The sequence below is a fragment of the Ensifer sp. ENS08 genome, from assembly GCF_014852195.1.
Classification (GTDB): Bacteria; Pseudomonadota; Alphaproteobacteria; order Rhizobiales; family Rhizobiaceae; genus Ensifer; species Ensifer adhaerens.
On sequence record NZ_JACVBF010000002.1, the window covers coordinates 82,726 to 104,750 of the forward strand.

Genomic DNA, 22,025 nt, shown 5'->3' on the forward strand with positions numbered 1-22,025 from the left:
CCTTCACCAGGTGCGTTCTGAAATATGCATCACCCGTTCCGGATTTGGGATATAGCATGGATGCGCGATAAGCGCATAGCATGCATGAAGCACCCCGGCGTTTTCGAGCGTCGGGTGCGAGACATCAGAGCATCCGCGCACCGTTTCGAAACCGAAGCGCGCTCGGCGCGGAAGGATATTTATCGGCATGCTGTATCAGGTCAAAACCACCGTTCTCTGCGGGAAACCGCTGGACTTCGCGACGCTCGAGGATATCGGGGCGGGAAGGGCGCGACCGGTGGCTGACGACGGCGGCATGGAACGGGTGGCGGCCGCCCACAAGGTGGTTGCCGAACGTGTCGCGATGGGGCTTCCCGTCTACGGCTCCAACACCGGCGTCGGCTCGATGAAGGACCGGCTCTGGACCGCCGACGATCTCGCCGAATTCAACAATGCGCTGGTCAGAGCCCACCATTTCGGCACCGGCGAATTCTTTGCGCCGGCGATCGTACGCATGGCGATCGCCATCCGCGTGAACACCGCGATGCGGGGCCACACCGGCTGCAGCCCGGACCTGATCCGGGCGTTTCTGGCACTCAGCGAGCACGACATCATTCCGGCCGTGCGCCGCCACGGCTCCATGGGCTGCGCCGATATCGGGCTGATGGGCCAGATCGCCTCGGTGCTGACCGGTGTCGGCGAGGCCTATTACCAGGGGCGCCTCGTTTCGGCCGATACGGCGCTTGCCGAGGCGGGTCTCAAGCCGTTCGTCATGCAGCCGCGCGATGCACTGGCGGCTCTCAGCGTCAACGCCATTTCCTTTGCCGCTGCCGTAAACGTGCTGCGCGAGGCGGCGGCCGCGATCCGCGTGTTGCTCGTCACCGGCGTCATGTCGTCTCAGGCGCTCGGTGCCTCCGCCGACCCGTGGCGGGTGGCCGCGACGCTCTCGACCCGCGGCGAGGCGCTGGTCGGCTCCTGGCTCTATGGCCAGTCCGGCATTTCCGACTGGCCGTTACCGACGGCGATCCACGATCCCTTGAGCCTGCGCATGACCGCCCAGGTCTTCGGCGCGGTCGTCGATACGCTGCTGGTCGCCGCCGGCCGGCTGGTGGAGCAGACCTATCTCTCCGACGACAACCCTGTTGTCATCGGCGGCCAGGTCCATTCCTCCGGCGCATCGCTGCCGCTGACGACGACGCTCTATATCGAGGCGGCGCAGATCGCCTTTTCCCATGCGGCGCGCAATGTTTTGAACCGCTGCATCCTGCTGTCGAACGGCGGACGCCGCAATCTCTCGGTCAATCTGGTGGCGCCGGGGGAAGTCGCGACCGGGCTCGGGCCGCTGATGAAGCTTGCGGTCGAACTCTATATGCGCGTGCAGTCGCTCGCCGTGCCGCTTTCGGCGCAGTCGATCGTGGTTGCCGGCGGTCTCGAAGAGGAGGCGACCTTCCTGCCGCTGATCGTCGAGCGCATGGAAACGCAGGTGCGCGATCTGCGCCAGCTCGCCGCGATCGAGGCGATGCTTTCGGCCCAGGCGATCGATCTCGTCGGCGACCAGCCGCAGGGGATCGTCAAGCGCGCCTATGACCAGACCCGTTCGGTCAGCCCCATGTATCTCAAAGACCGGCCGCTCTCGAAGGAGATCGAGGCGCTGCAGGATGCGTTCACCTGCCACGACCTGTTGCGCTCCTTCGTCGCTCTGGCGCCGATGCCGGAATTCGATGACTTCTTCGCGCTCGACAAATAATCCGATTGGGAGAGCAGCATGTCCGATTTCGATCTCGTTCTGAAAGGCACCGTTGTTCTCCCCGAAAGGATCGTCGAGGGCGGCCACGTGGCGGTGCGCGACGGCAAGGTGGTGCATGTCGGGCAAGGGGCTGCACCCGCCGCGCGGGAGCGGCATGATCTCGGCAACGCGCTGATCCTGCCCGGAGCCGTCGACGCGCAGGTGCATTCGCTGTCGCAGAAGAACCAGGAAGATTTCATCTGGTCGACCCGTTCGGCGGCGGCCGGAGGTGTGACCACCATTGTCGACATGCCCTATGACGAGGGCAATCTCGTCTGCTCTGCCGAAGCCCTTCGCCGCAAGATCGACCATGCGGGACCGCAGGCGCGCGTCGACTTCGCGCTCTATGGCACCGTGGACCCGGAGGAGGGACCGGCGCGCATCGGCGAGATGGTGGAGGCGGGTGTCGCCGCCTTCAAGTTCTCGACCTTCGGCACCGATCCAAAGCGCTTTCCCCGCATTCCGGCAGCCCTTCTCGAAGACTGCTTCCGGGCGATCGCGCCGACCGGGCTTTCAGCCGGCGTCCACAACGAGGATGACGAGGCGGTGCGTGCCGCGATCGACAAGGTCAAGGCGGCTGGCATCACCGACTACCGCGCCCATGGGCTGTCGCGTCCGCCGCTGACGGAACTGCTCGCCACCAACCAGATCTACGAGACGGGTGCCGCCACCGGCTGCCCGGCGCATGTGGTGCACTGCTCACTCGGGCGCGGCTATGAGATTGCTGCCGCCTATCGCGCCCAGGGCTACAAAGCGACGATCGAGTGCTGCATCCACTACCTGACGCTCGACGAAGAAAACGATGTTCGCCGTCTCGGCGGCAAGGCCAAGATCAACCCGCCGATCCGGCCGCGCGCCGAGGTGGAAAAGCTCTGGCGGCACGTGGCCGACGGCACGGTGACGATGGTCTCGACCGATCACGTCAGCTGGTCTGAGGATCGCAAGACCAATCCGGACATGCTGGCGAACGCATCTGGCGTGCCGGGGCTCGAAGTCATGGTGCCGCTCTTCGTCAAGGGCGCGCTGGAGCGCGGCATTCCCTTGACGCGCGCAGCCGAGCTGATGACGCTGAACCCGGCCAGGCATTTCCGTCTTGATCATCAGAAGGGTGCGCTGGAACCTGGAAAGGATGCCGACATCATCGTCATGACGCCGGAGCCCTATGTCTATGATGCGGCCGAGAGCGGTCACAACGTCGTCGGCTGGTCGCCCTATAATGGCATTCGACTGCCCTGGCGGATTTCGGCGACCTATCTGCGGGGCAGACTTGCCTTCGATGGTCGCCAGGTTTTGGCCGAGCCGGGTGCGGGACAGTTTGTCCGGCCGCTCGCCACTTTGGCTCTGTAAAGCGGGATGCGGAAAAGTGCGTGCGATTTTCCGCTCGCATCCGGCATCGAGATGTAGGAAATGTGATGAGCAAGACCGCCCACAAAGTTCCGGCCAATCTGCCCGTCAATGCCAGCCGCATTGCCGGCATCGTCAACGGCCTGGCTGGTATCACCGAGCCGGACCGGCCCTACACACGCCGCGCCTTCACGCCGCTGTTCCTCGAAGGCCGGGCCTTTCTCGATCGGCGTTTTCGCGCGGCCGGGCTTGAAACCCGCATCGACGCCGCCGGTAACCTGATCGGCCGGCGCAAGGGGAAAAAGTCGGCGCTCGGCACCATCCTGCTCGGCTCCCATTCCGACACGGTGCCGGATGGCGGCCGCTTCGATGGCATCGCCGGCGTGGCGGCGGCGCTTGAAGTGGCGCGCGCGCTTTCTGACAACGGCATCGACCTCGACCACGATCTGGAGATCGTTGATTTCCTGGCCGAGGAAGTGTCGATCTTCGGCGTTTCCTGCGTCGGCAGCCGCGGCATGGCGGGCGTGCTGCCCGATGGGTGGCTCAGCCGCACGCAAGGGGATCTGAGCCTCAGGCAGGGTATCGTCGAGGTGGGCGGTGACCCCTCCAGGCTTTCCGGCTCGAAACGCTCCGACATCAAGGCCTTCCTCGAACTGCACATTGAACAGGGGCCCATACTGGAGACTGGGCGGCTCGATGTCGGGGTGGTTACCGCCATCTCGGGCATCACCCGCATCGAGATCATCGTCGAGGGCCAGGCGGACCATGCCGGTACGACTCCGATGGGGCATCGGCGCGACGCGCTGGTTGCCGCCTCGCATCTGGTGCTGGAGATCGAGCGGCTGGCGACAGAATTTTCTCACGGCGACGGGCATTTCACCGCGACGGTCGGTGAATTCTCGATCGAGCCGAATGCAGCCAATGTGGTGCCGTCTCGCGTCCGGCTGCTGATCGATGCGCGTGCCGAGCTGCGGCCGCAGATGGAGCGGTTCCTGGCTACGCTCGGCTCTCTTTGCCAGGGTGTCGCCGAGGCATCGGGCGTGACGATCCCGCCCGCCAATGTGATCTCGGACAACCACCCGACGCCGGGCGATCCGCTCCTGCTTTCAACGCTCGAAGAAAGCTGCGATGCGATCGGCGCCAAGCATCGGCGCATGGCCTCCGGCGCCGGTCACGACACCGCCTGGATGGGACGCATCACCCGTTCGGCGATGATCTTCATTCCCTGCCTCGGCGGGCGCTCGCATGCGCCGGAGGAGTGGGCCGAAAACGACGATATCGCGCTCGGCGCGGCCGTTCTCTTCGATGCGGTGAAGCGACTCGACAAGAAATTGCAGGAGAAGGTGTGAGATGGGCCGGATACTGAAGGAAAAGGATGTCGAGGCAGCGGTCAAGGGCGGTTCCGTCTATGCCGCCGGGGGCGGCGGCTGGGCCGACCATGGCCGCATGCTCGGCTATGCAGCGGTCTCGATCGGCAAACCCGAGCTCGTCTCGATCGACGAACTCGAGGCACAGGACTGGGTGGCGACGGCCGCCGCGATCGGTGCACCGGCCTCGACCACGCCCTGGGAGATGCGTGGGGTCGATTACGTCAAGGCCGTGCAGCTGTTGCAGGAGGCGCTCGGCGAGAAGCTCTCGGGGCTCATCATCGGCCAGAACGGCAAGTCCTCGACGCTGAACGGCTGGCTGCCGTCGGCGATACTCGGCACCAAGGTGGTGGACGCGGTCGGCGACATCCGCGCGCACCCGACCGGTGACATGGGCTCGATCGGCCTTGCCGGTTCGCCCGAGCCGATGATCCAGACGGCGGTCGGCGGCAATCGCGACGAGAACCGCTATATCGAGCTGGTCGTGCGCGGCGCCACGGCCAAGGTCTCGCCGGTCTTGCGCACCGCCTCCGACATGTCCGGCGGCTTCATTGCCTCCTGCCGCAATCCGGTCAGGGCATCCTATGTGAAAGCCAATGCGGCGCTGGGCGGCATCTCGCTGGCGCTGGCGCTCGGCGAGGCGATCATCGCGGCGGAAGCCAAGGGCGGCAGCGCAGTGATCGACGCGATCGTCAAGACGACCAATGGCGCGATTCTCGCCGAGGGCACGATCACTGACAAATCGGTCGTCTATACCAAGGAAGCCTTCGACATCGGCACGGTGACGCTGGGGAAGGGCGCTGACTCAACGGTATTGCACGTGATGAACGAATACATGGCGGTTGACTCTGCGGAAGGCACGCGGCTTGCGACCTTCCCCGACGTCATCACCACGCTGTCGCCGGAGGGCGAGCCTTTGAGTGTCGGCCAGCTGCAGGTGGGCATGAGGATCTTCGTGCTGCATGTGCCGAAGACGGTGATCCCGCTGTCCTCCAGCGTGCTCGACCCGACGGTCTATCCATCGGTCGAAAAGGCGATGGGCATCGAGCTTGCCCGCTACGCGCTTTCCGGCCGTAGCTGACGGGAGCAAGGTGATGGCGCGCGATGCAGGGCTAGAGGAACTAATCCGCGAAGAGCTCGGTGACCGCGCCGGGCTTTCGGAAAAGGCCATGTTCGGCGGCTGGGCCTATCTGCTTCAAGGCAACCTGCTACTTGGCGCGCGCGAGGGCTCTCTGCTCGTGCGCCTCGGCAAGGGCAATGACGGCTGGGCGTTGGCGTTGCCGGATATCGAGCTGATGGTGATGAACGGACGGGCGATGCATGGCTGGGTGCGCGCAGGGGCGGATGCCTATGGCGATGATGCGCTGCGCCGGCGGTTGCTGGATGGGGCGATCGCGTTCGTCGAGACGCTGCCGCCGAAGTGAATGAGGCTCGCTGCCTCGGCGGCGAGCCTCATTGGCCGCTCTCGCCAGTGCGTGTCGGGCCGTCACCACCCGTCGCCACAAGCATGAGAGGCGGCGACTTGCGCGTGCCACGAATGCAAGGGAGCAGGGATCTGCCCCCGCCATAAACGAGAGGCAGAGACCTCCCGTCGCCATGAATGCGTGGGGCAACCACCCCGCCGACAAGACAAAGAGGAACGAGACGATGCCCAAGGCCAATCCCCGTCATCCTGGTTTTCCCATCCCCGGTGGACCGGAGCTGCGCGCCAAGGGCTGGCGGCAGGAAGCGCTGCTGCGGCTCCTGGAAAACGTGCTTTCGGTCGGCGAGGATCCGGACAATCTCGTTGTCTATGCAGCACTCGGCAAGGCGGCGCGCAACTGGCCGGCGCACCGGGCCATCGTCAAGACGCTCATCGAAATGGACGAGGACCAGACGCTGATCATCCAATCCGGCAAGCCGGTGGGGCTCTTGAAGACCCATGCCAAGGCGCCGCTCGTCATCATGGCCAATTGCAACATTGTCGGGCAGTGGGCCAAGGCGGAGGTGTTCTATGATTTGCAGCGAAAAGGGCTGATCTGCTGGGGCGGCCTGACCGCCGGCGCCTGGCAATATATCGGCAGCCAGGGCGTGATCCAGGGTACCTACGAGATCTTCATGCGTATCGCCGAGCGCCGCTTCGGCGGCGATCTCTCCGGCCGCTTCGTGCTGACCGCCGGCCTCGGCGGCATGGGCGGCGCCCAGCCGCTTGCCGGACGGATGGCGGGGGCGGCGATCCTCTGTATCGATATCGACGCGGAGCGGGCGAAGAAGCGCCGGGAGATCGGCTATCTGCAGGAGATCGCGCCCGATCTCGATACGGCGCTCTCGATGATCGACGCGGCTGTGAAGGACAAGCGGGCACTCTCCGTCGGCCTCGTCGGCAATGCGGCGGAGATCTATCCGGAGATCGCCCGGCGCGGCATCGTGCCCGACGTCGTCACCGACCAGACGTCAGCGCATGATCTCGTCTATGGCTACGTGCCGAAAGGCATGAGTCTTGAGCAGGTGAAATCGCTGCGCGACGATGGCCAGGGGCAGTTGATGGCGGCGAGCCGCGCCTCGATCGTCGAGCACGTCAAGGCGATGCTCGACTTTCAGCAGAAGGGCGCGGAAGTCTTCGACAACGGCAACCTCATCCGCACCCAGGCGCGCGAGGGCGGCGTTGCCAACGCCTTCGACATTCCGATCTTCACCGAGGCCTATCTGCGTCCGCTCTTTGCCCGCGCCATCGGCCCCTTCCGCTGGATGGCGCTTTCGGGCGAAGAAAGCGACATCGCCCGCATCGACGATCTGCTGCTCGACATGTTTCCGCACAACCGCATCGTCACCAACTGGATCAGGCTTGCGCGCCAGCATATTCCCTTCGAGGGCCTGCCGGCCCGCATCGCCTGGCTCGGCCACGGCGAACGCACGGCACTGGCGCGGCGCGTCAACGAACTGGTGGCGTCTGGCGAACTCAAAGGCCCGATCGCGTTCTCCCGCGACCATCTCGATGCCGGCGCCATGGCGCATCCGAACATCATGACCGAGCGGATGAAGGATGGGTCGGACGCGATCGCCGACTGGCCGCTGCTCGACGCCATGCTGCTCTGCTCGTCGATGGCCGATCTCGTGGTCGTCCATTCCGGCGGTGGCGGTTATGCCGGCTACATGACGAGCTGCGGCGTGACCGTTGTTGCCGACGGAACGGTCGAGGCCGACGAGCGCCTCGACTATGCCCTCACCAACGACACCTCGCTCGGCGTCATCCGCTATGCGGATGCCGGCTACGACGAGAGCTTTGAGGAGATCGCCGCCAAGGGCATCGGGCATGTGAAGGTGTAAGGACCTGTGGCTTGGCCCTAAGCAGTCTCACACCTATCGCGGCACTCGGGAATCCATTTCAGGATAAAGAACAACGCTCTCCTGCGCGGTTGGCTCGTTGCGCGCCCCGATAAATACCGCTGGTTGGGCAGCTCGATTGACGGCCACGTGCAACACGTTGGCGGGGATGTACAGATAGTCTCCTGGGTGCATCACATCCCGGTGCTGGAGTTGATCGCCACTCCATAGTTCCAGCTCTTCACCGCTCAACATGTAGAAGGCAGTTTCGTGGCGCTCATGCACATGCGCCTTGGTGCGCTTTCCAGGCGGGATCGTAGCGATACCGAGCCACAGTGCAGTAGAGCCAACTGACTCTGCACTAATGCCGGGCAGGTAATCAGGTCCCTGTTCAGCTTGGTAACCTGCGTCCCCTTTGGATACGTGGGCCTTGCCTCGCGAGAAGCCTGGACGGGCGTCGGTTCGCTCTTCTGAAATCGTCATTTTTCGGTCTCCTCTGTGGTAGTCTGGTCGACCTGCGCAAAGGATCGCAAGAAGACCGGCTGGAGTCCTGAATGGGAGGGCGAAAAGTTCCGAATTCTTCCGAAGACGTCGGGGCCGATAGTGTCGAGCCGCAACTGTTCGCGTTCGGGACATTCATCCTCGACATGGAGCGCGGCGCACTGACGTGTGAAGGGCGGCGGGTCGCAATTGGCCATAAGGGCTTGTTGCTGCTGCACGCGCTGGTGCGAGCGTCGATGCAGGTCGTGAGCAAGTCCGCGCTGATGGAGGCAGCCTGGCCCGCGGCTGTCGTCGAGGAGAGCAATCTCTCGGTTCAGATCGCTGCCTTGCGCAAGATGCTGGGTCCTCAACCGGAGGGGAACGAATGGATCGCCACCGTGCCGCGTGCGGGCTATCGTTTTGCCGCCCGGGTGAATAGCCTGCATCCGGTTGCCGCTGATGCATCGCCGGCACTGCCAGCCTCGCCCGCGAACCCGGGCAGACCATCGATCGTGGTCCTACCGTTTGCAAATCTGAGCAGTGACAAGCAACAGTCGTATCTGGTTGATGGCATCACCGAAGATGTGATCACCGCGCTTACGAGATTTCGGTGGTTTCGGGTCATCGGGCGCAATTCAAGTTTCGTCTACAAGCACAAGTCGGTGAGCGCCAAGCAGGTGGGCCGAGACCTGGATGTCGATTACGTGCTCGAAGGAAGCGTGCGCCGCTCCGACGGCCGTCTTCGGGTCTCCACGCAACTGGTCGAGACCACCTCGGCCAGCCAGGTCTGGGCCGAACGGTATGACGTGGAAATGGAAGAGGCATTCGCAGTTCAAGACGCCATCGCAGAGAGAGTTGCAGGTGCGATTGAACCAGAACTGTTGAAGACGGCATCATTCCCCTCGCCGGCGCGGCACACGGGAAATTTGTCGGCGTGGGAGATCGTGCGGCAGGGGACCTGGTATTTTCACCAGGTTGGCCAGCAGACCCACCTAATGGCGCGAGAGCTATTCAGGGAGGCGTGTCGGCTTGATCCCGAGCTTGCCGAAGCGCATCTCTGGCTTGGTCGCGTGAGCGCAGGCATCGTCGCCTATGGATGGAGCGAGCTTCCTTCCGATGACATCAGAGAGGGTTTGGACGCCGCATTGGCAGCCGTTCGGCTCGACGAAAAGAACCCGTACACACACTATGCGCTGGCGATCTGCAGCGCGTACGCGAATGCGCCCGAGCAGGCGGTCCTTGCCGCCGAAAGGGCGATCGAGATCAGCCCGAGTTTCGCCCTTGGCCACCTTGTCCTGGGGATGGCGGAGCTGTTCAGGGGGAACGTGTCCGGTGCCATAGCGTCACTGGAACACGGTCTCATGTTGAACGCCAATGACCCGCAGAACTTCGTCTGGCTGAATTTTCTGGCGCTCGCCCACCTGTTTGCAGGCGACGGAACGAACGCGCTCGCTGCTGCCGTGAAGGCCCAAAAAGTGCGCCCTGCATGGCGGCCGGTCCAAGAAACGCTGGCCTGCTGTTATGCGGCTACTGGGCGTCTTGCAGAGGCTCGATCATCGCGCGCGTTGATGAGCGAAATGGAGAACGCGTCAGGCGATGCTCTGGAGCCGCTAAGACAGCGCAATCCACATTGGCAGGAACGATTGGCGGAATTGTTGCAGCAAATCCCGAGCAACCCGCTTCAGACGCCTCAACGTTCCTGACTTTGCAGGCGATCTGACGACCGTCGCTCCCACCGTTGCTGCTGACGGCGCTCGAGCGTTGAGCCGGTCTCTTGGTGTCGCGCCTGCCGCACGTTACAATGCACGCCTCACTGCCCGGAGGCGATCATGACATCGAGCTTCAATGTGCAGAGTGCTGCCGGCTACGAACAGTTGATGGGCCGGTGGAGCCGGCGGCTTGCGCCGTCATTCATCGACTTTGCGGGTGTTGCCGACGGTGAGCGGGTGCTGGATGTCGGTTGCGGCACGGGCAGCCTTACCTTTGCCTTACCGCGCGCGGCCGATGTCAGCGAGATCGTTGCAATCGACTTTTCGCCTGTTTTCGTCGAAGCGACGATCCGGGCGAGTTCAGATCCGCGGATCAAAGTCCAGCAGGCCGACGCCTGCGCGCTGCCCTTTGCCGATGCATCCTTCGACCGGGCGATGGCGCTGCTGGTGCTGCACTTCGTGCCGGAATCGGGAAAGGCGGTCGCCGAGATGCGCCGGGTGACCCGGCCGGGCGGCGTGGTTTCCGCGGTCGTCTGGGATCATTACGGCGGCATGCCGGGCATGCGCATGGTGCTCGATGTGGCGGCGATGCTCGATGAAAAAGCCGATCAGGTGCGCAGCCGCTACTGCTTCCAGCCGATGATGCGGCCCGGGGAAATGATTCAGAACTTTGCGGCGCACGGTCTTGAAAGGGTCGAGCAGACGTCACTGATGATCCGCATGGACTATCAGTCGTTCGAGGATTTCTGGCAGCCGATCGCGGCGGGCGAAGGACCGCTCGGCAAATACATCGGTGCGCTGGATTCTGGTCAGCGGGCGAAGATCGATGCGGCGGTCAGGGCCGCCTACCAGGCTGGCCAGCCCGATGGGCCGCGGTCCTTTGCGGCGGTTGCCTGGGCCTGCCGGGGGATTGTTCCTGGGGCGTAGCGGGCTCCTCACTTGCCGCCGTCATTCCTCACCATTTCTGTCGTCGACTGGTGGCAGGAAGCGATAGCGCCCGCGACTGATCTTCACCACCTTGCCTTCAGCGACCAGCTTTTTCAGTTCCTTGGCGATGCGGTAGCATTCCGCTGCGCTGTAATCCTTCATGACGCCGAAGTGATGCAACACGCGGCACATCTGCGCCCATTCTTGAACCGGCTCATGCCTTGCCATCATAGCTTCCTCGTGATTGCGAGCATTGGGACCGCCTCACGGCGTGGGCCTTCCGGCGCTCACTTCTTCAGTGTCGGATTTTCCGCCGCGGCAATTCACCATGACGGGATGTTACCGCACTCTCTGTTCATCACACCACCGTCTCGCCGCCGTCCACCACCAGGATCTGGCCGGTCATATAGGAGGAGCGGTCGGAAACGAGGAAGAGGATCGACTCCGCGATCTCCTCGACGCTGGCCCAGCGGCCAAGCGGCACCTTTTCGCGGATATAGGATTCGATTGCGCCGCGGCCGCCCATTTGCGCGATGAACGGTTCGTTGAAGGGGGTGTCGACCCAGCCGGGGCAGAGCGCGTTGACGCGAATGCCGTGGCGGGCGTAGTCGCCGGCCATCTGCTTGGTCATGGCGATGACGGCATGCTTGGTGGTCGTGTAGGCGATCATCTCGCGGTCGTAGAGCACGCCCGAGGATGAGGAGGTGTTGAGGATGACGCCGCGGCCGGCGGCGCGCATCGACGGCATCACCAGCCGCGCTGCCATGAAATGGGCGCGGACATTGAGGTTCCAGGAGCGATCGAAGCCGGCGACCTCGACCTCTTCCAGGTCCCCCGCGACCTGGGCGCCGGCGTGGTTGTGCAGAATGTCGATGCGGCCGTGGCGATAGAGGATATCGGCGATGCCGTCAGAAAGGGCCGCGTCATCCGTCACGTCGATGGCGAGCGCCTCGGCGCTGCCGCCTTTGGTGGCGATTGCCTCGACGGCGGTTGCCGCGGCCGAAAGGCTGCGGTCGACGACGACGACATGGGCGCCTTCGCGCGCCATGATGGCCGCACCCGCCTGACCGATCCCGGAGCCCGCTCCGGTCACGATCGCGACCCGGTCTTTCAGGATCATGGTTTCACTCCCCGGATTTCGTTTTCTTTTCCCGCATCAGGATGCGGGCGGTCAGGATCAGAAGCAGCGAGGCGACGAGCACCAGCGTCGCGATCGCGTTGATCTCGGGCGTCACGCCGCGGCGGATCGAGGCGAAGACGTAGATCGGCAGCGTGGTCTTCGAGCCCGCGACGAAGAAGGCGATGATGAAATCGTCGAAGGAGAAGGTGAAGGCCAGAAGAAAGCCGGCAAGGATCGACGGCAGGATCTGCGGCAACACGATCAGCCGGAAGGTGGTGAGCGGTGTCGCGTAAAGGTCGCTCGATGCCTCGACGATATCGCGGCCGAGGCTGGCGATGCGGGCCTTCACGATCATCGTCACCAGCGCCATCGAGAACAGGCCGTGCGCGGCGATGATAGAGCCGTAGCCAAGGCCGAGCTGCGGCGGCCGGTCGCCGGGCCAGATCGTCGCCAGCGCCGGGTTGACGAAGGAGAAGACGGCAACGAGGGCGACCAGCGTGGCGATGCCGATGACGACACCGGGCACGACGATTGCGGCTGCAAACAGCGCATCGAAGATCGCCCGGTTGCGCGGCGCCATCCGCTCCATGCCGAGGGCTGCCATGGTGCCGAAGATCGCGGCGAGCGTGGCGCTGGTGAAGGCGATCAGCAGGCTGTTCTGCAGCGCCGAAACCAGGAAGGTATTTCCAAGCGCCTTGCCGTACCAGGCTGTCGAAAACCCGGTGAACTCGCTCGCATTGCGCCCGGCATTGAAGGAGAACAGGACGACGAGCGCGATCGGGGCGTAGAGGAAGAGGTAGACGGAGGAGATGAAGGCGCGCATCAGACGAGATCCACCTGTCTTGTGCCGGCGACGCGGAAGGCAATGCGCATTGCCACCATCAGGATCACGACGACGACGGCAACCAGCGTGACGGCGATCGCGGAGCCGAACGGCCAGTTTCGCGATTGAAGGAAGAGATCGACTAGCGCATTGCCGATGAAGAACACTTTGCCGCCGCCAAGCAGCTGCGGGATCAGATATTCGCCGAGCAGCAGGATCGTCACCAGCGCGACTCCGGTCATGACACCGGGCAAGGAGAGCGGCAGGGTGACGCCGAAGAAGGTCGACACCGGCCTCCCGCCGAGGTCGGCGGAGGCTTCGAGCAGGCGGCGATCGAGTTTTTCGAGGCTCACGTAAATGGGCATGATCATCAGCGGCAGGTAGCCGTAGACGATGCCGAGAAGCACGGCGCCCGGCGTGTTCAACATCCTCACGTCCTCGATGCCGATCATCGAGAGCAGATTGGGGATCCCGCGCGAGCCAAGAATGTACATCCAGGCATAGGTGCGCACGAGCAGGCTCGTCCAGAAGGGCACGACGACGAGCGACACGAGGATCAGCCGGTAGCGCGGGTTCGCCTTGACCGCCAGATAATAGGCGACCGGATAGGCGATCAGCAGGCAGGCGAGCGCGCCGACCGGCGCGAGGATCAGCGTGTTCCAGAAGGCGGCCGCCCGTGTCGGCAGGTTGGCGAATTGGGCAAAGGTGAAGGCTGCCTGATAGCCGCCTTCCGGTGCGCGTTCGCCGAAAGCGAAGACCAGCATGGCGATGAAGGGCAGCACGAGGAAGATCATCAGCCAGGCCGCGGCCGGCGCCACCAGCGCCGCCGTCACCAGGTTTCTCTTCGTGTTCGTTGCCGCGGTCATAAATTCTTCCGTTCGCGTTTCATCAGCACTTCGATGCGAGCGGGAGGGAAAGGCCCCTCATCCGCCTGCCGGCCCCTTCCCCCCGCAGGTGGGGGAAGGGGATTTGTGGCACCCGCCCGGTCCCTTTCTTCCGGCAGAAGCAGGAGGCCAGGGAGCTTGCCGCTCGTTCCTTCTCCCCGCTTGCGGGGAGAAGGTGCCGGCAGGCGGATGAGGGGCAGTCACATGCCAGATCAAGCCGACTTGAAACGCGCCATCAGCTCGGCGCGGCCGGGGTCGGTGAGGGTCACGGCGGCGCCGAATTCGAGCGGCGTCAGCGCGGCCTCGTCCGGATAGACGATCTTGTTGGAGGTGACGTCGACCGGCAGCAGCTTCATGACGCGGCTGTCGGTGGTCGGTGCGCCGTTGGCGATGTGCTCCTTCATGGCGTTTTCCGGCGCCATCAGATAGTTGAGCAGCGCGTAGCCGGCGGCCTTGTTGGCGGCACTCTTCGGGATCGCGTAGAAGTCCGACCAGATCTCGCCGCCGTCCTTGCCGAGTGTGAACAGGATTTCCGGCATGTCGCGGTTGAGCTGGGCGCCGTCATTGGTCCAGCACATGGTCATCCAGGCATCGGTCGCGCGCATCGACGGCTGGTAGTCGCTGTTGATGGCGTAGAGGTGCGGCTTCACCTTGATCAGCAGTTCCTCGGCCTTGGCGAGTTCGTCCGGCTTGATCGAGTTGAAGGAATAGCCGAGCGACACCAGCGCGTTGCCGATGGTGGTGAGCTGGTAATCGTGCACCATGGCGCGGCCGTCGCCTTCGGTCATGGCGATCTCGAAGAATTCCTTCCAGCTCGTCACCGGCTTCTTGATCTTCGCCGAATTGACCGCGATGCCGGTCGTACCCCAGTTCTTCGGCACGGCATAGGTCTTGCCGTCGACGATGCCTTCGTTGGTAAAGCGCGCCGTCTCGGTCGACGCGTCATAGTTGGGAAGCTTGGAAAGATCGAGTTCGTCGATGAGGCCAAGCTTCACATAGGTCGAGATCGTGTAGTTGGTGGGAACGAAGAGGTCCCAGCCGGTGCCGCCGGCCTGGAGTTTCGCCAGCATCTCTTCGTTGGAGCCGAAGACGTTGACCTCGACGGCAACGCCGGTGGCCGCCTGGAAGGCTTCGAAGGTCGCCGGATCATGGTAGTTCGGCCAGGTGGCGATCGACATCTGCGTGCCGAGGTCGCCGGCAAAGGCGGTGGAATTGAAGAGGCCGGGCTGGCGCGCGAGCACGGCGGTCGCAAGACCGAGGCCGGTGACGCCGAGGAAGTGGCGGCGCGTGACCGAGCCGCGCTTCAGGCGCATCAGTTCGTCCGCGAGCTGGTCGGCGGTGATAGGGGCATTTTCTCTGTACCATTTGCTCATGACGCTGTTCCCTTTATCGTTTGACGTTCATGCGTAGGCGGCAGAACCGGCTTCGGAAGCCGGGCGATGTCAGGCTGGAAAGACGTGAAGCGCGTTCGGATCGAAGGCGAGGCCGACCTTCTCGCCGGGCTCGACCAGCTCGCTGTCGCCGAGCGTGCGACGGTCGGCCGTCACGAGGAAGTCGCCGAGACCGTCGACCGCGACGGAATATTCGACCGCTGACCCCAGGAAGATCCGGTGGGTGACGGTGCCGGCCAGCGCCGCCGTGCTGACGGCACCGTTGCGCGTCAGGCGGATCGCCTCGGGCCGGAGTGCCACCATGGCCGCCCCCCGTGTGCCGTTGATCGCGGGGGCGGCAAAACGCGTGCCGTTGGCGAGCTCGATCGAGGCGTTGCCGTCGACGGTCGCCGAGATGCGATTGGTCTTGCCGACGAAATCGGCGACGAAGAGGCTTGCGGGCCTGTCGTAGATTTCCTGCGGCGGGCCGACCTGGACGATGCGACCGGCATTCATGACGCAGACGAAATCGCTCATCGACAGCGCTTCCTCCTGGTCGTGGGTGACGAGCACGAAGGTGATGCCGAGCTCGCGCTGCAGCGTCTGCAGCTCGATCTGCATGGCGGTGCGCAGCTTCTTGTCGAGGGCGGCGAGGGGCTCGTCGAGCAGCAGCACCTTCGGCTTGTTGACGATGGCGCGGGCGAGCGCCACGCGCTGCTGCTGGCCGCCGGACATTTCGTGGATGCGGCGCTTGCCGAAACCGCCGAGCCGTACCATCTCCAGCGCCTCCTGGGCGCGGCGAGAAATCTCGGCGCCGGCGATGCGCGGCCGCATCTGCTTCAGCCCGTAGGAGACGTTCTGCTCGACGTCGAGATGGGGGAACAGCGCATAGTGCTGGAACACCATGTTGACCGGGCGGCGATAGGCGGCAACGCCATTCATCGGCTCGCCGCTGATGAAGACCGTGCCTTCGCTCGGCTGCTCGAAGCCGCCGATCATGCGCAGACACGTGGTCTTGCCGCAACCCGATGGCCCGAGAAGCGCCATGAAGGCGCCGCGCGGCACCTGAAGATTGATGTCGGAAACGGCCGTCACGGCGCCATAACGTTTGGCGACCGAACGGAACTCGATGTCGTTCGTCGAAGCGGATGTCACGTCTGTTCCCTGCGGTTGTTATCGGATGTCGCCAGGATCTTGCATCCTGGCACTCCACCGTCATTGACACACAGCCTAGTCACCGCATGCCCTGCCGGTATATACCCCGAGAGAGGTATTTCAACGCAGATTGCTCTGTGTGAGGAGTATACCCCAGAGCAGGAAACACCGGCCGGGAGGGCGGTTTGAGCGTCGATCTCGAAGGACTTTTTCAGGTCATGGCGCCGCTGGTGGCGGGTGCCGCGATGGACGACGATGCCGTCGGCTCTACCTATCGGCGGCTGATGTCGACGCTGATGACCTTCGACTACGTGGTTGTCTTTGCCTACCGCGGCAAGGAACGACCGATCGACCTCTACAGCACCTTCAACGCCAAGGATCACGTGCTCTTCGTCAGCCTCTATCAGGCTGGACCGTACCTGCTCGACCCGTTCTACCACGCGGCGATCAAGAGTGAGCCCGGCGTCTGGCGGATGCGGGAGCTGGCGCCCGACCGGTTCTTCTCCTCGGAATATTATCGCACCTATTATGTGCAGACGGGGCTTGCCGAAGAGGTCGGCTTCTTCGTGCCGATCGACGAGCAGATCACCGTCGTGCTTTCGCTGATGCGGCGCGAGGCGACGGGGACTTTCAGCGCGACGGAGTTCGCGCTGTTGAAAAAGGTGGAGCCGCTGGTCTCCGGCCTGGTGCGCCATCACTGGGCCGATCTGGGCCGCCGGTTCGATGCGGCGCTGGCGAAAACCGGGCGCAGCAGGCGCAAGGCGACGCACCCGCCGGCCGACGGCGTCTGGCAGCATCTCAATCTGACGGACCGCGAAGCCTCGATCATCGAACTGGTGCTGCAGGGCCATTCGTCAGAATCGATCGGCCTCAGGCTCGGCATCTCCACCGGCACGGTGAAGGTTCATCGCCGCAACGTCTATCGCAAGCTCGGCATCTCCTCGCAGACACAGCTTCTGTCGCTCTATCTGAGAAATCTCGGGCAATAATCCTGCGATCCTTGCACCGCTGATCGGCGGTTCGATCTTCCGCCTGCGTTGCCCCTTTTCCGCTTTTGACGAGCCTACGCCGTCTGGCGCTTGCCTGCGACCGCTGCCCCTGCGTGCAGCCGCCGCAACTGCTCAACCGACTCTTCGCAAACGTGATCGTTCATTTGTCAAACGCTATTGACAAAAATTTCACGCCATGAAATTTCTTTCATTAACGGATAAAAATATCACGCGGTGCAAAAAATATCATGCAGCGCAACAAGAGCCGGGTGGAGACAATGACGATTGGCGGGACGGGCATTCGTGATGACGAAACCAGCATGGCGACACGGGCGGCCTGGCTGCACTATGCCGGCGGCCTGACCCAGGCGGAGGTCGCCAAGCGCCTGGGGCTCACCTCGCTCAAGGCCCACCGGCTGATCATGAAGGCCAACCAGGAAGGCCTGGTGAAGGTCTATATCGACGGCGAAGTCTCCGAATGCGTGGAGCTTGAACAGGCGCTTTCGGCGCGCTACGGCCTCGACTATTGCGAAGTGGTGCCGGACTTCGATTCCGATGACCTGCCGCTGAAGGCGCTTGGCATTTCCGGCGCACAGTTCCTGAAGCGTGAGATCGAGCGTGGCGAAACGGCGCTGGTCGGAGTCGGTCATGGCCGCACGCTTGCTGCTTGCGTCGAATATCTGCCGCGGATCGCCAGCGGCAACACCCGCTTCGTGTCGCTGCTCGGCGGGCTTACCCGCAAGTTCTCCGCCAACCCGCATGACGTGATCCACCGGCTCGCCGAGCGTACGGGGGCAGAGGCCTATGTCATGCCAGTGCCGTTCTTCGCCAACACGGTCGAGGATCGCGACGTGCTCTTCAGCCAGCGCGGCGTGCGCGAAGTCTTCGATCTCGCCAAGACAGCCGATCTCCTGATGGTCGGCATTGGCACCGTCGAGCGCGAGGCGTCGCTGGTTTCGACCGGCATGATCGAGACCAGCGAGATCGAGGACATCCAGAAGGGTGGGGCGATGGGAGAGTTGCTCGGCCACTTCTTCGACCGCGACGGCAAGCCGGTCGAGACGACGCTTTCCGACCGCACGTTTACGCTCAGCCGCGAGGACCTGAAGAACCGCCGCACGGTCGCTGTTGCCGGCGGCAAGATCAAGGTTCCGGCCATCCGGGCGGTGCTCGCTAGCGGGCAATTAAGCGGTCTCATTACCGACGAGAGGACTGCGAGGGCGCTGGCCGCCGACGGCGCATGAGGCGCTGACACATTCGAGGCCATGCGGAGGGCGGGGAGGATCTGCCATCCGGGCCTTAACGGGAGGAATACCGGTGGGGTAGCCGGCAGTCGCAATCATACCCGCAACGGAGGAGAAGACGAATGTACGAGAAGGAGAAGGACCTCATCAGCGCATTCCTGCGTGGGGAGGTGGACCGCCGCGGCATGCTCAAGGGATTGGGGGCTGCAGGCCTGGCAGCCGGCACGGCCGGCACGTTGTTCAACATGATGTCGACGCAGGCGCTCGCCGCCGATTTCGACTGGAAGGCGCATTCGGGCAAGAAGCTGAAGCTGCTTTTGAACAAGCACCCTTACGCCGATGCGATGATCGCCAACCTGCAAGCCTTCAAGGACCTGACCGGCATCGACGTTACCTATGACGTGTTTCCGGAAGATGTCTATTTCGACAAGGTGACGGCGGCGTTGTCTTCGGGCTCGGCAGAATACGATGCCTTCATGACCGGCGCCTACATGACCTGGACCTATGGTCCGGCCGGCTGGATCGCCGACCTCAACGAATGGATCAAGGATCCGGCCAAGACCAACCCCAACTACAACTGGGACGATTTCCTCGCAGGCGTGAAGAACTCCTGCGCCTGGAACGGCCAGCCGGGCGGGGCGCTGGGCTCGGAAGACGCCAAGCAGTGGTGCATTCCTTGGGCGTTCGAGCAGAACAACATCACCTATAACCGCGAGATGTTCGACAAGGCCGGCGTCGAGCTGCCGAAGAACCTCGACGACATGATCACGGTTGCGGCCAAGCTGCAGAAGGACATCGGTGGCATCTACGGCATCGGCGTTCGCGGTTCGCGCTCCTGGGCGACGATCCATCCGGGCTTCCTGTCGGGTTATGCCAACTTCAACCAGAAGGACCTGAACGTCTCGGCCGACGGCAAGCTGTCAGCGGCGATGGGCACGGCGGAATCCAAGGCCTACCACGCCAAGTTCGTGCAGATGATCCAGGAAAGTGGTCCGAAGGACTGGTCGACCTACACCTGGTATCAGGTCGGCACCGACCTTGGCGCCGGCGCTTCGGCGATGATCTTCGACGCCGATTGCCTCGGCTACTTCATGAACGGTGGCGACAACAAGATGGCCGGCAAGCTCGGTTATGCCGCCTTTGCCGCCAATCCGGAGGCCACTGCCTCGACGCCGAACATCTGGATCTGGTCGCTTGCCATGTCCAACTTCTCCAAGGACAAGGACGCCACCTGGTACTTCCTGCAATGGGCTTCCGGTCCGGAGCATGCGCTGTTCGGCGCCACCAAGATGGACTTCGTCGACCCGGTTCGCCAGTCGATCTGGAAGGACGAGATCTTCCGCGAGAAGCTCAACGGCAAGTATCCGGGTTACGTCGAAATGTTCGACGCCTCGGCCGCCGGCGCCTCCATCAAGTTCACGCCGCAGCCGCTGTTCTTCGACGTGACCACCGAATGGGCGTCGACGCTGCAGAAGATGGTCGCCAAGCAGGTGCCGGTCGATGAAGGTCTCGACCAGCTCGTGGAAAGCATCAACCGCCAGCTCCAAGAGGCGGGTCTCGGCTGATAGGCCTCCCAAGCGATCCCCGGCGCCAGCACGCGCCGGGGATCCCGAGATGCCGGCTCGACCGGCCTGTTGCGACCGGTTTGAGGTCGCGCCGAAATCAACCTGAGATGCCGAGGAACTGGCGCGGCGCCTGAAGGCTGCCGCGTGCCGCGTGCTCTTTAAAGACGTCAGGAACGGAGCTCGACATGGCTTCAACAGAAACCCTCAAGAGACCAGCCTCCGGTTTCAGGATCAGCAGGAAGATGCTTCCCTATGTGCTGAGCCTGCCGGCGCTGCTCGTCTGCATCGGCATCCTCATCCCGTTCTTCACGGCGGTCATCTACTCCTTCCAGCGCTACCGGTTGAGCCAGCCCTGGGCGCGCCAGTTCAACTGGGGCGAAAACTACCTCAACTTCTTCACCGACCCGGCCTTCTGGAACACGCTGAAAGTGTCGCTGCTCTATGCCGGCCTCACCGTGACGCTGGAACTGCTGCTCGGTCTCGGCATCGCGCTGCTGCTGCAGCGGCGCTCCGCGGTCAACAACTTCATCTCGATCATGCTGCTTTTGCCGCTGATGATCGCGCCGGCGCTGGCCGCCTTGATGTGGAAGCTGATGACCAATCCGAGCTTCGGTATCCTCAGCTATCTCGCAAGCCTGATCGGACTTCATGATTTCCGCTGGGCGTCCTCGCCGGACACAGCGCTGCTCACCGTCGTGCTCGTCGACATCTGGGTCTATACGCCCTTCATCATGATCCTGCTGCTTGCGGGCTTGCGCTCGCTGCCGACGCAGCCCTTCGAGGCGGCGGCCCTTGATGGCGTGCCGCGCAGCTTCGTCTTCTTCCGCATCACGCTTCCGATGCTCACACCTTACATCCTGACGGCAACGCTGTTCCGGTTGCTCGACAGTATCCAGCAGTTCGACATCATCTACGCGATGACCCAGGGCGGGCCCGGCAACACGCTCACCGTCTTCCAGGTCGAGGCCTATCTCAACTTCTTCCAGTCGACCAATGTCGGCCGGTCGGCGGCACTGCTGATCATCCTGTGGGCGATCACCTACACGCTGTCCAACGTCTTCATCAAGAACTGGCTGCGGCTGCGCGAACGCGCACGCGGCGAAGCGTAAAGGAGGGACCAATGGAAACCATGTCTCCGCTCGAACGGACCTTGCGCGGTCTCGCCCTCACGCTCGTCGTCGTCTTCTTCATGTTCCCGATCTTCTGGATCTTCCTGATGTCGTTCCAGACGAACGAGACGATCCTCGCGATCCCGCCATCGGTCGTGTTCTCGCCGACGCTTTCCAACTATGCGGCGCTGATCACCGGCAAGCTGCAGACGGCGGCCGGAACGCTCGACATCGCCTTCATGCGCAATCTCGGCAACTCGATCTTCCTGTCGGTCGCCTCCGTCGCCGTGGCGCTGGTGCTCGGCGTGCCAGCGGCCTATGCCTTTGCCCGCCACAAGTTCAAAGGATCGGAAGACATCGCGTTCACGCTGCTGTCTTTCCGCTTCGCGCCGCCGCTGCTGGTGCTTCTGCCGCTGACGCAGTACTTCCAGTGGCTCGGGCTCTCCAACACTTACTTCGGCCTGATCTGGGTCTACCAGCTGATCTGCCTGCCGCTGATTCTCTGGATCGTGCGCGGCTACTTCGAGGACATTTCGGCCGACGTCGAATATGCCTATCGCATCGCCGGGCACTCCTGGTTTGCGACGTTCCGCAAGATCGCGCTGCCGCTTGCCGGCCCCGGCATTGCCGCTGCCGGCCTGCTCGCCTTCATCTTCGCCTGGAACAACTTCGTCTTCGCGCTGGTGCTGGCATCTGCCGACAAGCAGCCGGTGACGGTCGGCGCGCTTGCCTTCGTCACCTCCTCGGGCATCCAATACGGACAGATCGCCGCGGCCATCGTGCTTTCGGTCACGCCGACGCTCGCACTTGCACTCTACGCCCAGCGCTACCTCGTCGAAGGCCTGTCGCTCGGCGCGGTGAAAGGGTAACT

20 protein-coding genes are annotated in these 22,025 nt (G+C 63.5%); 13 read left to right on the plus strand and 7 right to left on the minus strand.

What is annotated here, in order from left to right:
• Window positions 1-187: 187 nt before the first annotated feature.
• The 6 genes from IB272_RS05945 to IB272_RS05970 all read left to right on the plus strand — a co-directional run bounded on the left by IB272_RS05945 (window position 188) and on the right by IB272_RS05970 (window position 7,782).
• Entirely contained in the window at window positions 188-1,726 is a 1,539-nt protein-coding gene (locus tag IB272_RS05945) for an aromatic amino acid ammonia-lyase (RefSeq protein ID WP_034792145.1), read from the plus strand.
• A gap of 18 nt (window positions 1,727-1,744) precedes the next feature.
• A complete protein-coding gene (locus IB272_RS05950; protein WP_060605605.1) occupies window positions 1,745-3,112 on the plus strand; it encodes an amidohydrolase family protein in 1,368 nt (455 codons plus the stop codon).
• Window positions 3,113-3,177: 65 nt separating this feature from the next.
• A complete protein-coding gene (locus tag IB272_RS05955; RefSeq protein WP_034792149.1) occupies window positions 3,178-4,458 on the plus strand; it encodes a Zn-dependent hydrolase in 1,281 nt (426 codons plus the stop codon).
• A gap of 1 nt (window position 4,459) precedes the next feature.
• On the plus strand, window positions 4,460-5,557 hold the full coding sequence (locus IB272_RS05960) for a DUF917 domain-containing protein (RefSeq protein WP_060582624.1): 1,098 nt from the start codon (window positions 4,460-4,462) through the stop codon (window positions 5,555-5,557).
• Between the two features lie 13 nt (window positions 5,558-5,570).
• On the plus strand, window positions 5,571-5,900 hold the full coding sequence (locus tag IB272_RS05965) for a TfoX/Sxy family protein (RefSeq protein WP_034792152.1): 330 nt from the start codon (window positions 5,571-5,573) through the stop codon (window positions 5,898-5,900).
• Window positions 5,901-6,123: 223 nt separating this feature from the next.
• A complete protein-coding gene (locus IB272_RS05970) occupies window positions 6,124-7,782 on the plus strand; it encodes a urocanate hydratase (protein ID WP_060582777.1) in 1,659 nt (552 codons plus the stop codon).
• 33 nt (window positions 7,783-7,815) lie between these two features.
• Here the strand turns inward: IB272_RS05970 and IB272_RS05975 are convergent, their stop codons facing one another.
• A complete protein-coding gene (locus IB272_RS05975; protein WP_083523668.1) occupies window positions 7,816-8,262 on the minus strand; it encodes a cupin domain-containing protein in 447 nt (148 codons plus the stop codon).
• A gap of 71 nt (window positions 8,263-8,333) precedes the next feature.
• Here IB272_RS05975 and IB272_RS05980 point away from each other — a divergent pair, with 71 nt between their 5' ends.
• The gene (locus IB272_RS05980; RefSeq protein WP_113135680.1) at window positions 8,334-9,962 is read left to right on the plus strand and encodes a winged helix-turn-helix domain-containing protein; all 1,629 of its coding nucleotides are present in this window, start codon (window positions 8,334-8,336) and stop codon (window positions 9,960-9,962) included.
• Window positions 9,963-10,088: 126 nt separating this feature from the next.
• Window positions 10,089-10,895 carry a class I SAM-dependent methyltransferase gene (locus tag IB272_RS05985; RefSeq protein ID WP_060582626.1) on the plus strand — a complete coding sequence of 269 codons (807 nt, stop codon included), beginning with the start codon at window positions 10,089-10,091 and terminating at the stop codon, window positions 10,893-10,895.
• Between the two features lie 21 nt (window positions 10,896-10,916).
• On the opposite strand, the gene IB272_RS05990 is transcribed toward IB272_RS05985, so the two are convergent.
• The 6 genes from IB272_RS05990 to IB272_RS06015 all read right to left on the minus strand — a co-directional run bounded on the left by IB272_RS05990 (window position 10,917) and on the right by IB272_RS06015 (window position 16,247).
• On the minus strand, window positions 10,917-11,123 hold the full coding sequence (locus IB272_RS05990) for a hypothetical protein (protein ID WP_029742632.1): 207 nt from the start codon (window positions 11,121-11,123) through the stop codon (window positions 10,917-10,919).
• A 130-nt stretch (window positions 11,124-11,253) separates the two neighbouring features.
• Entirely contained in the window at window positions 11,254-12,015 is a 762-nt protein-coding gene (locus IB272_RS05995; protein ID WP_060582632.1) for an SDR family oxidoreductase, read from the minus strand.
• 4 nt (window positions 12,016-12,019) lie between these two features.
• Window positions 12,020-12,838: an ABC transporter permease gene (locus IB272_RS06000; RefSeq protein WP_060582634.1), complete on the minus strand. Its 819-nt coding sequence runs from the start codon at window positions 12,836-12,838 to the stop codon at window positions 12,020-12,022.
• Window positions 12,838-13,704, minus strand: coding sequence for an ABC transporter permease (locus IB272_RS06005; RefSeq protein ID WP_029742635.1), 867 nt, complete (start codon window positions 13,702-13,704; stop codon window positions 12,838-12,840). The genes IB272_RS06000 and IB272_RS06005 overlap by 1 nt, the downstream gene beginning before the upstream one ends.
• Window positions 13,705-13,934: 230 nt before the next feature.
• On the minus strand, window positions 13,935-15,095 hold the full coding sequence (locus tag IB272_RS06010) for a spermidine/putrescine ABC transporter substrate-binding protein (protein ID WP_060582636.1): 1,161 nt from the start codon (window positions 15,093-15,095) through the stop codon (window positions 13,935-13,937).
• Between the two features lie 69 nt (window positions 15,096-15,164).
• A complete protein-coding gene (locus tag IB272_RS06015; protein WP_034792163.1) occupies window positions 15,165-16,247 on the minus strand; it encodes an ABC transporter ATP-binding protein in 1,083 nt (360 codons plus the stop codon).
• Between the two features lie 185 nt (window positions 16,248-16,432).
• Here IB272_RS06015 and IB272_RS06020 point away from each other — a divergent pair, with 185 nt between their 5' ends.
• From IB272_RS06020 to IB272_RS06040, 5 genes are all read left to right on the plus strand, one after another.
• A complete protein-coding gene (locus IB272_RS06020; RefSeq protein ID WP_034792165.1) occupies window positions 16,433-17,236 on the plus strand; it encodes a LuxR C-terminal-related transcriptional regulator in 804 nt (267 codons plus the stop codon).
• A gap of 278 nt (window positions 17,237-17,514) precedes the next feature.
• On the plus strand, window positions 17,515-18,480 hold the full coding sequence (locus tag IB272_RS06025) for a sugar-binding transcriptional regulator (protein WP_034793557.1): 966 nt from the start codon (window positions 17,515-17,517) through the stop codon (window positions 18,478-18,480).
• 122 nt (window positions 18,481-18,602) lie between these two features.
• On the plus strand, window positions 18,603-20,045 hold the full coding sequence (locus IB272_RS06030; protein WP_034792193.1) for an extracellular solute-binding protein: 1,443 nt from the start codon (window positions 18,603-18,605) through the stop codon (window positions 20,043-20,045).
• A gap of 185 nt (window positions 20,046-20,230) precedes the next feature.
• Window positions 20,231-21,154, plus strand: coding sequence for a sugar ABC transporter permease (locus tag IB272_RS06035; protein WP_034792195.1), 924 nt, complete (start codon window positions 20,231-20,233; stop codon window positions 21,152-21,154).
• An 11-nt stretch (window positions 21,155-21,165) separates the two neighbouring features.
• A complete protein-coding gene (locus IB272_RS06040; protein WP_034792198.1) occupies window positions 21,166-22,023 on the plus strand; it encodes a carbohydrate ABC transporter permease in 858 nt (285 codons plus the stop codon).
• Window positions 22,024-22,025: the final 2 nt, after the last annotated feature.

What these genes read in the sequence shown, in the direction of transcription:
- IB272_RS05960 (WP_060582624.1), top strand. Translation starts at nt 4,460, where the DNA reads ATGGGCCGGATACTGAAGGAAAAGGATGTCGAGGCAGCGGTCAAGGGC.
- IB272_RS06005 (WP_029742635.1), bottom strand. Translation starts at nt 13,704, where the DNA reads ATGACCGCGGCAACGAACACGAAGAGAAACCTGGTGACGGCGGCGCTG.
- IB272_RS05950 (WP_060605605.1), top strand. Translation starts at nt 1,745, where the DNA reads ATGTCCGATTTCGATCTCGTTCTGAAAGGCACCGTTGTTCTCCCCGAA.
- IB272_RS06025 (WP_034793557.1), top strand. Translation starts at nt 17,515, where the DNA reads ATGACGATTGGCGGGACGGGCATTCGTGATGACGAAACCAGCATGGCG.
- IB272_RS06035 (WP_034792195.1), top strand. Translation starts at nt 20,231, where the DNA reads ATGGCTTCAACAGAAACCCTCAAGAGACCAGCCTCCGGTTTCAGGATC.
- IB272_RS06040 (WP_034792198.1), top strand. Translation starts at nt 21,166, where the DNA reads ATGGAAACCATGTCTCCGCTCGAACGGACCTTGCGCGGTCTCGCCCTC.
- IB272_RS05990 (WP_029742632.1), bottom strand. Translation starts at nt 11,123, where the DNA reads ATGGCAAGGCATGAGCCGGTTCAAGAATGGGCGCAGATGTGCCGCGTG.
- IB272_RS05985 (WP_060582626.1), top strand. Translation starts at nt 10,089, where the DNA reads ATGACATCGAGCTTCAATGTGCAGAGTGCTGCCGGCTACGAACAGTTG.
- IB272_RS05965 (WP_034792152.1), top strand. Translation starts at nt 5,571, where the DNA reads ATGGCGCGCGATGCAGGGCTAGAGGAACTAATCCGCGAAGAGCTCGGT.
- IB272_RS06000 (WP_060582634.1), bottom strand. Translation starts at nt 12,838, where the DNA reads ATGCGCGCCTTCATCTCCTCCGTCTACCTCTTCCTCTACGCCCCGATC.
- IB272_RS05970 (WP_060582777.1), top strand. Translation starts at nt 6,124, where the DNA reads ATGCCCAAGGCCAATCCCCGTCATCCTGGTTTTCCCATCCCCGGTGGA.
- IB272_RS06010 (WP_060582636.1), bottom strand. Translation starts at nt 15,095, where the DNA reads ATGAGCAAATGGTACAGAGAAAATGCCCCTATCACCGCCGACCAGCTC.
- IB272_RS05995 (WP_060582632.1), bottom strand. Translation starts at nt 12,015, where the DNA reads ATGATCCTGAAAGACCGGGTCGCGATCGTGACCGGAGCGGGCTCCGGG.
- IB272_RS05980 (WP_113135680.1), top strand. Translation starts at nt 8,334, where the DNA reads ATGGGAGGGCGAAAAGTTCCGAATTCTTCCGAAGACGTCGGGGCCGAT.
- IB272_RS05945 (WP_034792145.1), top strand. Translation starts at nt 188, where the DNA reads ATGCTGTATCAGGTCAAAACCACCGTTCTCTGCGGGAAACCGCTGGAC.
- IB272_RS05975 (WP_083523668.1), bottom strand. Translation starts at nt 8,262, where the DNA reads ATGACGATTTCAGAAGAGCGAACCGACGCCCGTCCAGGCTTCTCGCGA.
- IB272_RS06030 (WP_034792193.1), top strand. Translation starts at nt 18,603, where the DNA reads ATGTACGAGAAGGAGAAGGACCTCATCAGCGCATTCCTGCGTGGGGAG.
- IB272_RS05955 (WP_034792149.1), top strand. Translation starts at nt 3,178, where the DNA reads ATGAGCAAGACCGCCCACAAAGTTCCGGCCAATCTGCCCGTCAATGCC.